This is a genomic window from Rivibacter subsaxonicus (assembly GCF_004217215.1).
Classification (GTDB): domain Bacteria; phylum Pseudomonadota; class Gammaproteobacteria; order Burkholderiales; family Burkholderiaceae_C; genus Rivibacter; species Rivibacter subsaxonicus.
Map to the genome: position 1 here is coordinate 48,999 of NZ_SHKP01000005.1, position 13,502 is coordinate 62,500.

Sequence of the window (13,502 nt, forward strand, 5' to 3'; positions counted from 1 at the left end):
GTGCTGCGTGCCGCTCAGGCCAGCCTGACCTCGCGCCCCGAGAGCTGCTGCGCCAGGTCGGTCGCCAGCCTGTTGACGAGGCCGTAGACCGACAACTGCGGATTGGCGCCGATGCTGGTCGGGAACAGCGAGCCGTCGTGCACCGAAAGGTTCTCGACCTGCCAGTGGCGGCCGTCGGGGCGCACCACGCCGCGCCGGGCGTCGCCGGCAATGCCGCAGCCACCCATCACGTGGGCGCTGACCACGCGCGTGAGATGCGGCTTCATCGGCAGCGCCTCGATGCCCTTCCTGGCGTCGGCCCAGCTCTTGTAGGTCACTGCACGCTCGTGTGCCGGAACGACCTCTCGTGCCCCGGCCGCGAACTGCAGTTCGGCCATGCTCAGCATTGCCCGCCGCGCGCCGTCCATCACGAAGTCGGTCAGCGGGTAGTCGAGCACCGGCAAGCCACCGCTGCCCAGCGTCACACGACCTCCGCTGGCCTGCGGGTGAAAACCGTCGCGCAGCAGCGCCAGCAGCGCGTGCGTGTTGGGGAAGGCCGCGAACTGGCGCGCCATCTCGGGACCGAAGCCGCTCACCGTCGACGCGAAGATGATCGGGTGGATCGGCGGCGCCTCGAGCTTGTAGCCGATCGGACCGTCGATGGCGTGGGTGCCGAGAAAGTGATCGGTGTAGATGGTCTGCGGCGCGCCACTCCAGCCCTCGACCTTCTGGTCGAACACCGCGGCCGAGATGACGACCGGATGGAGGAAGGTGCGCCGGCCCAGCACATCGTGCGGATCGGGCAGGTCGGAGCGCAGCAGCAGCGCCGGCGAGTTGATCGCGCCGCCCGCCACCACGAAGTGTTTGGCCTCGATGCGCAGCACCTGGCGCGAGACCGGCTCGCCGATGCTCGACACCGGCACGCACTCGAGCGCCTCGATGCGCTCGCCGCGCCGAACCAGGCGCTGGGCGCGCGTCTCGACCAGCAGTCGGGCGCCCTTGTCGAGCGCCGCCGGAATGGTCGTGACCAGCATCGACTGCTTGGCGTTGGTCGGGCAACCGAGGCCGCAGGAGCCGAGATTCCAGCAACCCTTGACGTTGCGCTGGATCGCGGCGGCCGCGATGCCGAGCTGCAGCGCGCCGCGCCGCAGCAGGTCGTTGTTCTCGTTGGGTGGCGCGAGCCAGGGCCCGATGTTCAGGCGCTGCTCGGCCTGCGCGAACCAGGGCGACATCGCCTCGGGCGCGAACTCCGGGCCGAGGCCGAAGTGTTCGCGCCAGTAGCCGAGCGTGTCGTCGGGCGTGCGAAAGGAGCTGGTCCAGTTGACCGTGGTCGAGCCGCCGACGCAGCGGCCTTGCAGGATGTTGATCGCCTTGTCGGCGGTCTTGCGCGCCGCGCTTTCCTGATAGAGCGAGGGGTAGGCCTCGCTTTCGAGCTGGCGGAAGTCGCTGCTCGACTTGAGCGGGCCCTCCTCGACCAGCACCACGTCGAGTCCGGCCTGGGTCAGCAGCTCGGCGGTGATGCCGGCGCCGGCGCCGGTGCCGATGATCGCGACGTCGCAGCGGATCGTCTCGGCCGGCAGCGGGCGTGCACCCAGATGATGGCCGCCGTAGACCTTCCAACCGCGGGCCAGGCCGTCGCGTACGGGATCGGGGAGTCGACTCATCGGCAGATCGCGGTTCGGGTGTTCAGATGTCGGTCGGGCCGGGATAGCCCATTTGCGACCAAGTCGCTGGCGTCGCCATGTAGCTGGCGGCGCTGAGGTCGCGCAGCGCATGAAAGACCTGCTGGCGCAGTTCGTCGTCGGCGGTGTGCAGACGCTTGATGGCCGCATGCGCGGCGGGCAGGTCGGCCTGTTGCCAGGGCACCTCGAGCCCCGTGAGCCAGCGCCGGGCGGGTGCCAGTTGCAGCAGGCCGAGCAGTTGCGCCAGTTCGGCCTGGGTATGGCGCGGCAGCGCCGCGAGGGTCGCCTCGACCCGCGTCAGGTGCGCGTCGAGCGCGGCCGCGAGCGCCGCCGCCTCGGTCGGCAACAAGCCCTCGAGCACCGCCAGTGCCGTGGCGCGAAAGACCGCGCGACCGTCGGCGCTCAGATGTCCATTGCGCCATCCGGGTGACCACAGCCACGCGCCGGTCGCACCCGCAATGGCGACAACCGCCGTGGCGCCGGCCCCGAGCTTGAGCAGGCGCCGCCGTCGCGGGTCGGCCGGCGCCTGGTTCGGCGCGGCGTTGGCGTGCTTGGGCGCGAGGCTCGAGGGGATGGCTGGCTCGGATCGTTGCATGGCGGGCGAGTGTTGCATCATTCGCGGGCGCCCCATCGAGGCCGCGCTCTATTCCCGCCCCGGATTTCCCCCGCCTTCCTGTCGCCGATGAGACAAGCCCTGGAAGCCCGACTCGCCGCCGCCGCGCCGATCCTCACCGCCCTCGAAGCGGTTGAACGCGAACGCACGGCGCGAGGCCAGGATGCCGAGCTGGCGCGACGTGTCGTCGACGTCAAGGCCTACCAGCAAAGGCGATTCGCACGCAGCTACGCCGATCTGCTGGAATCGCCGCGCTATGGCGCGGCGGCGCGATTCTTCCTGGACGATCTCTACGGCCCGCGCGACTTCCGCGAGCGCGACGCGCAGTTCGCCCGCATCGTGCCGGCGCTGGTGCGCTTGTTTCCGCAGGACATCGTCGGCACCGTGCTGGATCTGGCGCGGCTGCATGCGCTGTCGGAGCGCCTCGATGGCGCGATGGCGCGTGCCCTGCCGACTTCGCAGGTCGACGCGCGCGGCTATCTGGCAGCCTGGCAGGTGGTCGGCGAGCCCGCCGCGCGCGCGCAGCAGGTCGAGTACGTGCTGGCCATCGGTCGTGCCCTCGATCGCTTCACCCGCGTGCCGATGCTGGCAACCTCGCTGCGCATGATGCGCGGCCCGGCGAGCGCGGCCGGACTGGGCTCGCTCCAGCGCTTTCTTGAGGCGGGCTTCGACACCTTCAAGGCCATGCGAGGCGCCAACGAGTTTCTGGTGATCATCAGCGAACGCGAGCATTCACTGCTGTCGCTGATGTTCGAGCCATGCGTCGAGTCCGATGCGGGACACCCGGCGTTGGTGCAATTACCGTAGCTCTCGCAGGGTGCGCTGCGAACAATCGGCCTTCACTCTCGCGCCTCAGGAAGATCGATGGACATGCAGGTCACACAGCCTTGGCTGAATCACTACCCGCCCGGGGTTCCGGCTACTGTCGACTACGTTCAGCATGGCTCGCTGGTCGATCTGCTGGACGCGGCGTTCCGCCAGCATGCTTCGCGCACGGCCAGCGTGTGCATGGATACGAAGCTGCGCTTTGCAGAGATCGACGAGATGTCGACCGCGCTGGCGGCCTGGCTTCAGGCGCGCGGGCTGCGCAAGGGCGCGCGGGTGGCGATCATGATGCCGAACCTGCCGCAGTACATGGTGGCGATTCCCGCTGTGCTGCGCGCCGGCTGCGTGGTGGTCAACGTGAATCCGCTGTACACACCGCGCGAACTCGAGCACCAGCTCAAGGACTCCGGTGCCGAGGCGATCATCATCCTCGAGAACTTCGCCGGCACGCTGGCCGAGGTGATCGAGCGAAGCGCCGTCAAGCAGGTCCTGCTGGCATCGATGGGCGACCTGCTCGGCTTCTGGAAGGGGCAGCTGATCAACTTCGCGGTGCGCCATGTCAAGAAGATGGTGCCGGAGTTCAAGCTGCCGCTGAGTGACGACCGCCAGGTGACGCGCTTCAACATGGCCATCGCCGAGGGTACCCGCCTGAGCCTGCAACGACCGGCGGTCGGCCCCGACGACGTGGCATTCCTCCAGTACACCGGCGGCACGACCGGCGTCTCGAAGGGCGCGACGCTGTTGCACCGCAACGTGGTGGCAAACATCGTCCAGACCGAGGCCTGGTTCAAGCCGATGCTGATGACGCTCGGCGACAAGCCGCTCACCTGCGTCTGTGCGCTGCCGCTGTATCACATCTTCGCGCTCACCATCTGCTACATGATGGGCGCGCGCCTGGGCATGGCGAACGTCCTGATCCCGAACCCGCGCGACCTGCCAGGCCTGGTGAAGACGCTCTCGAAGCACCGCATCAACATGTTCCCGGCGGTCAACACGCTGTTCAACGCGTTGGCCAACGACGCTGATTTCGCACGCCTTGATTTCAGCGAGCTGGTGGTTTCCAACGGTGGCGGCATGGCCGTGCAACAGGCCACCGCGGAGAAGTGGCTCAAGGTCACGGGCTGCCCGGTGGTCGAGGGCTACGGCCTGTCCGAAACCTCGCCGGTTGCGACCAGCAACCGGCTCGACCAGCGGAACTTCACCGGCACCATCGGCTTGCCGATTCCGTCGACCGAGATCTCCATCCGCGACGACGATGGCCGCGAACTCACGATGGGCGAGCCGGGCGAGATCTGCATCCGTGGACCGCAGGTGATGGCCGGGTACTGGAACCGTCCCGACGAGACCGCCAAGGTCATGACCGACGACGGCTTCTTCAAGTCGGGCGACGTCGGTGTGATGGACGCAAACGGCTATGTGAAGATCGTCGACCGCAAGAAGGACATGATCCTTGTGAGCGGCTTCAACGTATATCCCAACGAGATCGAGCAGGTCGTCAACCTGCACCCCGGCGTGCTCGAGTGCGCCGCCGTCGGCGTGCCCGATGCGCGTTCGGGCGAGGCAGTGAAGCTGTTCGTGGTCAAAAAGGACCACGCGCTGGCCGAAGAAGATCTCGGCGAATACTGCAAGCAGAACTTCACGGCCTACAAGCGGCCAAAGTACATCGAGTTTCGCGACGAACTGCCCAAGACCAACGTCGGCAAAATCCTGCGCCGGGAACTGCGCTCGACGACCGCCTGACGGACGGTACCGCTGCCCGCTTCGGGCAGCCGGACGGCGTTGTCCCTCTGTCGGGCGGTCGGCTCTGGTCGAGTTGCAAGCGCGACTGGGCTACCAGGCCGTTGGCCAGCGCTGCGAGTAATTCGTTTCCGACGCCGAAATGAAAAACGCCCCGTCACATGACGGGGCGTTTCAATTAATAGCCTGACGATGTCCTACTTTCACACGGGAATCCGCACTATCATCGGCGCAGAGGCGTTTCACTGTCCTGTTCGGGATGGGAAGGAGTGGGGCCACCTCGCTATGGTCATCAGGCTTAAACTTTCATCGCACAGCGCTGGGCTGCGCGATCAATTTGTAGAGTCTTATCAGCATTCTAGATTGCGCGCCGGATATTGCAACGGCATAACACTCTGACGGTGGCGGCGGTTTAGCGCGCCAATCGACGTCAAAAATATAGGGTCAAGCCTCACGAGCAATTAGTATCGGTTAGCTTAACGCATTACTGCGCTTCCACACCCGACCTATCAACGTCCTGGTCTTGAACGACTCTTCAGGGGGCTCAAGGCCCCGGCAGATCTCATCTTGAAACGAGTTTCCCGCTTAGATGCTTTCAGCGGTTATCTCTTCCGCACTTAGCTACTCGGCAATGCCACTGGCGTGACAACCGATACACCAGAGGTGCGTCCACTCCGGTCCTCTCGTACTAGGAGCAGGCTTCCTCAAATCTGCAGCGCCCACGGAAGATAGGGACCAAACTGTCTCACGACGTTTTAAACCCAGCTCACGTACCTCTTTAAATGGCGAACAGCCATACCCTTGGGACCGGCTACAGCCCCAGGATGAGATGAGCCGACATCGAGGTGCCAAACACCGCCGTCGATATGAACTCTTGGGCGGTATCAGCCTGTTATCCCCAGAGTACCTTTTATCCGTTGAGCGATGGCCCTTCCATACAGAACCACCGGATCACTTAGTCCTACTTTCGTACCTGCTCGACTTGTCAGTCTCGCAGTCAAGCACGCTTATGCCTATGCACTATCAGCACGATTTCCGACCGTGCCTAGCGTACCTTCGAACTCCTCCGTTACACTTTGGGAGGAGACCGCCCCAGTCAAACTGCCTACCATGCACTGTTCCCATCCCGGATAACGGGACAAGGTTAGAACCTCAAACACACCAGGGTGGTATTTCAACGTTGGCTCCATGACACCTAGCGGCGCCACTTCAAAGCCTCCCACCTATCCTACACAGGTCTGTTCAAAGTCCAATACAAAGCTACAGTAAAGGTTCATGGGGTCTTTCCGTCTTTCCGCGGGGAGATTGCATCATCACAAACATTTCAACTTCGCTGAGTCTCTGGAGGAGACAGTGTGGCCATCGTTACGCCATTCGTGCAGGTCGGAACTTACCCGACAAGGAATTTCGCTACCTTAGGACCGTTATAGTTACGGCCGCCGTTTACCGGGACTTCAGTCAAGAGCTTGCACCCCATCATTTAATCTTCCGGCACCGGGCAGGCGTCACACCCTATACGTCGACTTTCGTCTTTGCAGAGTGCTGTGTTTTTATTAAACAGTCGCAGCCACCGATTTCTTGCAACCTCATTGGGCTCCCCTTGTACAGGTTCACCTACTAAAGGCACACCTTCTCCCGAAGTTACGGTGTCAATTTGCCGAGTTCCTTCTCCAGAGTTCTCTCAAGCGCCTTAGAATACTCATCTCGCGCACCAGTGTCGGTTTGCGGTACGGTCGTGTGCAGCTGAAGCTTAGTGGCTTTTCCTGGAAGCAGGGTATCACTCACTTCGGAGGCAAGCCTCCTCGTTATCACCCCTCATCTAAGCCCGGCGGATTTGCCTACCAGGCATGACTACAGGCTTGAACCGGGACATCCAACACCCGGCTGAGCTAACCTTCTCCGTCCCCACATCGCACTGCACATCGGTACAGGAATATTCACCTGTTTCCCATCAGCTACGCATCTCTGCCTCGCCTTAGGGGCCGACTCACTCTACGCCGATGAACGTTGCGTAGAAAACCTTGCGCTTTCGGCGAGGGGGCTTTTCACCCCCTTTAACGCTACTCATGTCAGCATTCGCACTTCCGATACCTCCAGCGGACTTCACAATCCACCTTCGCAGGCTTACGGAACGCTCTCCTACCACGTGCCTTACGGCACATCCGCAGCTTCGGTTACTGGCTTAGCCCCGTTACATCTTCCGCGCAGGACGACTCGATCAGTGAGCTATTACGCTTTCTTTAAATGATGGCTGCTTCTAAGCCAACATCCTGACTGTTTTAGCCTTCCCACTTCGTTTCCCACTTAGCCAATATTAGGGACCTTAGCTGGCGGTCTGGGTTGTTTCCCTCTTGAGTCCGGACGTTAGCACCCGGTGCTCTGTCTCCCAAGCTGTACTCATCGGTATTCGGAGTTTGCAATGGTTTGGTAAGTCGCCATGACCCCCTAGCCATAACAGTGCTCTACCCCCGACGGTAATACTTGAGGCACTACCTAAATAGTTTTCGGAGAGAACCAGCTATCTCCAGGTTTGTTTAGCCTTTCACCCCTATCCACAGCTCATCCGCTAGTTTTGCAACACTAGTCGGTTCGGACCTCCAGTGCGTGTTACCGCACCTTCATCCTGGCCATGGATAGATCACCTGGTTTCGGGTCTACACCCAGCGACTGATCGCCCTATTCGGACTCGGTTTCCCTGCGCCTTCCCTATTCGGTTAAGCTTGCCACTGAATGTAAGTCGCTGACCCATTATACAAAAGGTACGCAGTCACCCTTGCGGGCTCCTACTTTTTGTATGCATGCGGTTTCAGGATCTATTTCACTCCCCTCCCGGGGTTCTTTTCGCCTTTCCCTCACGGTACTAGTTCGCTATCGGTCGATTACGAGTATTTAGCCTTGGAGGATGGTCCCCCCATATTCAGACAGGATTACACGTGTCCCGCCCTACTTGTCGCACGCCTAGTTCCACACGCTGCTTTTCTTGTACGGGGCTATCACCCGCTATGGCCAGCCTTTCCAGACTGTTCCAATGAGCTGCGTGCTAAAACGTGCAGGCTGGTCCGATTTCGCTCGCCACTACTTTCGGAATCTCGGTTGATGTCTGTTCCTCGAGCTACTGAGATGTTTCAGTTCACCCGGTTCGCCTCGTACCCCTATGTATTCAGAGTACGATACCCCTAAGGGTGGGTTTCCCCATTCGGAAATCTTCGGATCAAAGCTAATTTGCCAGCTCCCCGAAGCTTATCGCAGGCTAACACGTCCTTCATCGCCTGTAATCGCCAAGGCATCCACCACATGCACTTAGTCACTTGACCCTATATTTTTGGCGTCAATGACCATCAGAGTAATACGTTACGCCGTTGCTCAGGCATTGCTGCCTGATGTTTCTGGTGACGCAATCTAGACTGCCAGCGGCACGGTGATCTTTCGATCTTTCCGCCAGCAGTGCTGATTTCGACTCTACAAATTGTTAAAGAACAGCCGATCTGTCGATCGTACAGGCCAAGCAACCTCATTGCTTGGCCTGTACGGCAGATTCAAATGGTGGAGGTGAACGGGATCGAACCGATGACCCCCTGCTTGCAAAGCAGGTGCTCTCCCAGCTGAGCTACACCCCCAATAGGTTGTGAGGTGTGGTGGGTCTGGTTGGATTCGAACCAACGACCCCCGCCTTATCAAGACGGTGCTCTAACCGACTGAGCTACAGACCCTCACGTCCATCATGAACCGCGAGAACCTGGAGCCAGCAATATCAACCAAGCACTTGGTTGCACGCCGGCCGGTCCACGTTTCACTTGCTGTCTTCAAATGACAGCCGATAAGTGTGGGCGCAAGAAATTGAGTGCATTTCCAGAAAGGAGGTGATCCAGCCGCACCTTCCGATACGGCTACCTTGTTACGACTTCACCCCAGTCACGAACCCTGCCGTGGTAATCGCCCTCCTTGCGGTTAGGCTAACTACTTCTGGCAGAACCCGCTCCCATGGTGTGACGGGCGGTGTGTACAAGACCCGGGAACGTATTCACCGCGGCAAGCTGATCCGCGATTACTAGCGATTCCGACTTCACGCAGTCGAGTTGCAGACTGCGATCCGGACTACGACTGGTTTTCTGGGATTGGCTCCCCCTCGCGGGTTGGCAACCCTCTGTACCAGCCATTGTATGACGTGTGTAGCCCTACCCATAAGGGCCATGAGGACCTGACGTCATCCCCACCTTCCTCCGGTTTGTCACCGGCAGTCTCATTAGAGTGCCCTTTCGTAGCAACTAATGACAAGGGTTGCGCTCGTTGCGGGACTTAACCCAACATCTCACGACACGAGCTGACGACGGCCATGCAGCACCTGTGTTCAAGCTCTCTTTCGAGCACGAAACCATCTCTGGTAACTTCTTGACATGTCAAGGGTAGGTAAGGTTTTTCGCGTTGCATCGAATTAAACCACATCATCCACCGCTTGTGCGGGTCCCCGTCAATTCCTTTGAGTTTCAACCTTGCGGCCGTACTCCCCAGGCGGTCAACTTCACGCGTTAGCTTCGTTACTGAACAGCAAGCCGTCCAACAACTAGTTGACATCGTTTAGGGCGTGGACTACCAGGGTATCTAATCCTGTTTGCTCCCCACGCTTTCGTGCATGAGCGTCAGTGCAGGCCCAGGGGATTGCCTTCGCCATCGGTGTTCCTCCGCATATCTACGCATTTCACTGCTACACGCGGAATTCCATCCCCCTCTGCCGCACTCCAGTCATACAGTCACAAATGCAGTTCCCAGGTTGAGCCCGGGGATTTCACATCTGTCTTGTATGACCGCCTGCGCACGCTTTACGCCCAGTAATTCCGATTAACGCTTGCACCCTACGTATTACCGCGGCTGCTGGCACGTAGTTAGCCGGTGCTTATTCTTCAGGTACCGTCATTACGCCAAGGTATTAACCCAGCGCGTTTCTTCCCTGACAAAAGCGGTTTACAACCCGAAGGCCTTCTTCCCGCACGCGGCATGGCTGGATCAGGCTTGCGCCCATTGTCCAAAATTCCCCACTGCTGCCTCCCGTAGGAGTCTGGGCCGTGTCTCAGTCCCAGTGTGGCTGGTCGTCCTCTCAGACCAGCTACGGATCGTTGCCTTGGTGAGCCTTTACCCCACCAACTAGCTAATCCGACATCGGCCGCTCCAATAGCGCGAGGTCTTGCGATCCCCCGCTTTCACCCTCAGGTCGTATGCGGTATTAATCCGGCTTTCGCCGGGCTATCCCCCACTACTGGGCACGTTCCGATGTATTACTCACCCGTTCGCCACTCGCCACCAGGATTGCTCCCGTGCTGCCGTTCGACTTGCATGTGTAAGGCATGCCGCCAGCGTTCAATCTGAGCCAGGATCAAACTCTTCAGTTCGATCTTGAATTTTGCTCAAAGAATTGAAGTGAACTTCACTTCCATGAGCGTTTAAGGTCCAGTAGACCTCGAGCCCTGCGATTACTCACAGACCTCTTGGCACTCGCCTTCAAACGCCCACGCTTATCGGCTGTTTATTTTTAAAGAACATCGCTTCTCAGCGAACTCGCCAACCTGAATCAGCGAAGCCTTAGATTCTGACACACCTTGAACGGCTTGTCAAGCACCAGACTTGATTTGCTCTAGTCAGCGCAGCATCGAGGCAAGCACTGAACACAGCAAATCAACCGAGTTGCCTCGGAGATAAAAACGCCCCGTCACATGACGGGGCGTTTCAATTAATAGCCTGACGATGTCCTACTTTCACACGGGAATCCGCACTATCATCGGCGCAGAGGCGTTTCACTGTCCTGTTCGGGATGGGAAGGAGTGGGGCCACCTCGCTATGGTCATCAGGCTTAAACTTTCATCGCACAGCGCTGGGCTGCGCGATCAATTTGTAGAGTCTTATCAGCATTCTAGATTGCGCGCCGGATATTGCAACGGCATAACACTCTGACGGTGGCGGCGGTTTAGCGCGCCAATCGACGTCAAAAATATAGGGTCAAGCCTCACGAGCAATTAGTATCGGTTAGCTTAACGCATTACTGCGCTTCCACACCCGACCTATCAACGTCCTGGTCTTGAACGACTCTTCAGGGGGCTCAAGGCCCCGGCAGATCTCATCTTGAAACGAGTTTCCCGCTTAGATGCTTTCAGCGGTTATCTCTTCCGCACTTAGCTACTCGGCAATGCCACTGGCGTGACAACCGATACACCAGAGGTGCGTCCACTCCGGTCCTCTCGTACTAGGAGCAGGCTTCCTCAAATCTGCAGCGCCCACGGAAGATAGGGACCAAACTGTCTCACGACGTTTTAAACCCAGCTCACGTACCTCTTTAAATGGCGAACAGCCATACCCTTGGGACCGGCTACAGCCCCAGGATGAGATGAGCCGACATCGAGGTGCCAAACACCGCCGTCGATATGAACTCTTGGGCGGTATCAGCCTGTTATCCCCAGAGTACCTTTTATCCGTTGAGCGATGGCCCTTCCATACAGAACCACCGGATCACTTAGTCCTACTTTCGTACCTGCTCGACTTGTCAGTCTCGCAGTCAAGCACGCTTATGCCTATGCACTATCAGCACGATTTCCGACCGTGCCTAGCGTACCTTCGAACTCCTCCGTTACACTTTGGGAGGAGACCGCCCCAGTCAAACTGCCTACCATGCACTGTTCCCATCCCGGATAACGGGACAAGGTTAGAACCTCAAACACACCAGGGTGGTATTTCAACGTTGGCTCCATGACACCTAGCGGCGCCACTTCAAAGCCTCCCACCTATCCTACACAGGTCTGTTCAAAGTCCAATACAAAGCTACAGTAAAGGTTCATGGGGTCTTTCCGTCTTTCCGCGGGGAGATTGCATCATCACAAACATTTCAACTTCGCTGAGTCTCTGGAGGAGACAGTGTGGCCATCGTTACGCCATTCGTGCAGGTCGGAACTTACCCGACAAGGAATTTCGCTACCTTAGGACCGTTATAGTTACGGCCGCCGTTTACCGGGACTTCAGTCAAGAGCTTGCACCCCATCATTTAATCTTCCGGCACCGGGCAGGCGTCACACCCTATACGTCGACTTTCGTCTTTGCAGAGTGCTGTGTTTTTATTAAACAGTCGCAGCCACCGATTTCTTGCAACCTCATTGGGCTCCCCTTGTACAGGTTCACCTACTAAAGGCACACCTTCTCCCGAAGTTACGGTGTCAATTTGCCGAGTTCCTTCTCCAGAGTTCTCTCAAGCGCCTTAGAATACTCATCTCGCGCACCAGTGTCGGTTTGCGGTACGGTCGTGTGCAGCTGAAGCTTAGTGGCTTTTCCTGGAAGCAGGGTATCACTCACTTCGGAGGCAAGCCTCCTCGTTATCACCCCTCATCTAAGCCCGGCGGATTTGCCTACCAGGCATGACTACAGGCTTGAACCGGGACATCCAACACCCGGCTGAGCTAACCTTCTCCGTCCCCACATCGCACTGCACATCGGTACAGGAATATTCACCTGTTTCCCATCAGCTACGCATCTCTGCCTCGCCTTAGGGGCCGACTCACTCTACGCCGATGAACGTTGCGTAGAAAACCTTGCGCTTTCGGCGAGGGGGCTTTTCACCCCCTTTAACGCTACTCATGTCAGCATTCGCACTTCCGATACCTCCAGCGGACTTCACAATCCACCTTCGCAGGCTTACGGAACGCTCTCCTACCACGTGCCTTACGGCACATCCGCAGCTTCGGTTACTGGCTTAGCCCCGTTACATCTTCCGCGCAGGACGACTCGATCAGTGAGCTATTACGCTTTCTTTAAATGATGGCTGCTTCTAAGCCAACATCCTGACTGTTTTAGCCTTCCCACTTCGTTTCCCACTTAGCCAATATTAGGGACCTTAGCTGGCGGTCTGGGTTGTTTCCCTCTTGAGTCCGGACGTTAGCACCCGGTGCTCTGTCTCCCAAGCTGTACTCATCGGTATTCGGAGTTTGCAATGGTTTGGTAAGTCGCCATGACCCCCTAGCCATAACAGTGCTCTACCCCCGACGGTAATACTTGAGGCACTACCTAAATAGTTTTCGGAGAGAACCAGCTATCTCCAGGTTTGTTTAGCCTTTCACCCCTATCCACAGCTCATCCGCTAGTTTTGCAACACTAGTCGGTTCGGACCTCCAGTGCGTGTTACCGCACCTTCATCCTGGCCATGGATAGATCACCTGGTTTCGGGTCTACACCCAGCGACTGATCGCCCTATTCGGACTCGGTTTCCCTGCGCCTTCCCTATTCGGTTAAGCTTGCCACTGAATGTAAGTCGCTGACCCATTATACAAAAGGTACGCAGTCACCCTTGCGGGCTCCTACTTTTTGTATGCATGCGGTTTCAGGATCTATTTCACTCCCCTCCCGGGGTTCTTTTCGCCTTTCCCTCACGGTACTAGTTCGCTATCGGTCGATTACGAGTATTTAGCCTTGGAGGATGGTCCCCCCATATTCAGACAGGATTACACGTGTCCCGCCCTACTTGTCGCACGCCTAGTTCCACACGCTGCTTTTCTTGTACGGGGCTATCACCCGCTATGGCCAGCCTTTCCAGACTGTTCCAATGAGCTGCGTGCTAAAACGTGCAGGCTGGTCCGATTTCGCTCGCCACTACTTTCGGAATCTCGGTTGATGTCTGTTCCTCGAGCTACTGAGAT

The 13,502-nt window shown here is 58.6% G+C and carries 4 protein-coding genes, 2 tRNA genes and 5 rRNA genes (1 of these 11 only partly in view); 2 read left to right on the forward strand and 9 right to left on the reverse strand.

The features are described 5' to 3' along the window. Positions 1-14: 14 nt before the first annotated feature. Both EV670_RS06220 and EV670_RS06225 read right to left on the reverse strand, forming a co-directional pair. Entirely contained in the window at positions 15-1,643 is a 1,629-nt protein-coding gene (locus EV670_RS06220; protein WP_130430990.1) for a GMC family oxidoreductase, read from the reverse strand. 22 nt (positions 1,644-1,665) lie between these two features. Then, the gene (locus tag EV670_RS06225; protein WP_130430991.1) at positions 1,666-2,256 is read right to left on the reverse strand and encodes a hypothetical protein; all 591 of its coding nucleotides are present in this window, start codon (positions 2,254-2,256) and stop codon (positions 1,666-1,668) included. Positions 2,257-2,343: 87 nt separating this feature from the next. Here EV670_RS06225 and EV670_RS06230 point away from each other — a divergent pair, with 87 nt between their 5' ends. Together EV670_RS06230 and EV670_RS06235 are read left to right on the forward strand one after the other, a co-directional pair. Beyond that, a complete protein-coding gene (locus EV670_RS06230) occupies positions 2,344-3,081 on the forward strand; it encodes a DUF8198 family protein (protein WP_130430992.1) in 738 nt (245 codons plus the stop codon). Between the two features lie 57 nt (positions 3,082-3,138). Continuing rightward, positions 3,139-4,839: a long-chain-fatty-acid--CoA ligase gene (locus tag EV670_RS06235; RefSeq protein WP_130430993.1), complete on the forward strand. Its 1,701-nt coding sequence runs from the start codon at positions 3,139-3,141 to the stop codon at positions 4,837-4,839. A 181-nt stretch (positions 4,840-5,020) separates the two neighbouring features. Here the strand turns inward: EV670_RS06235 and rrf (EV670_RS06240) are convergent. The 7 genes from rrf (EV670_RS06240) to EV670_RS06270 form a co-directional block, all read right to left on the reverse strand. Then, positions 5,021-5,133, reverse strand: a 5S ribosomal RNA gene (rrf, locus tag EV670_RS06240). A gap of 143 nt (positions 5,134-5,276) precedes the next feature. Further along, positions 5,277-8,150, reverse strand: a 23S ribosomal RNA gene (locus tag EV670_RS06245). A gap of 227 nt (positions 8,151-8,377) precedes the next feature. Beyond that, a tRNA-Ala gene (locus EV670_RS06250) sits at positions 8,378-8,453 on the reverse strand. 16 nt (positions 8,454-8,469) lie between these two features. After that, positions 8,470-8,546, reverse strand: a tRNA-Ile gene (locus tag EV670_RS06255). A 143-nt stretch (positions 8,547-8,689) separates the two neighbouring features. After that, positions 8,690-10,220, reverse strand: a 16S ribosomal RNA gene (locus EV670_RS06260). Positions 10,221-10,564: 344 nt separating this feature from the next. Next, positions 10,565-10,677: ribosomal RNA gene (gene rrf, locus EV670_RS06265) — 5S ribosomal RNA — on the reverse strand. A 143-nt stretch (positions 10,678-10,820) separates the two neighbouring features. Further along, a 23S ribosomal RNA gene (locus EV670_RS06270) occupies positions 10,821-13,502 on the reverse strand (it continues 192 nt past the right edge of the window). The 16S, 23S and 5S rRNA genes sit together here with 2 tRNA genes alongside, the layout of an rRNA operon.

What these genes read in the sequence shown, in the direction of transcription:
- EV670_RS06220 (WP_130430990.1), bottom strand. Translation starts at nt 1,643, where the DNA reads ATGAGTCGACTCCCCGATCCCGTACGCGACGGCCTGGCCCGCGGTTGG.
- EV670_RS06225 (WP_130430991.1), bottom strand. Translation starts at nt 2,256, where the DNA reads ATGCAACGATCCGAGCCAGCCATCCCCTCGAGCCTCGCGCCCAAGCAC.
- EV670_RS06230 (WP_130430992.1), top strand. Translation starts at nt 2,344, where the DNA reads ATGAGACAAGCCCTGGAAGCCCGACTCGCCGCCGCCGCGCCGATCCTC.
- EV670_RS06235 (WP_130430993.1), top strand. Translation starts at nt 3,139, where the DNA reads ATGGACATGCAGGTCACACAGCCTTGGCTGAATCACTACCCGCCCGGG.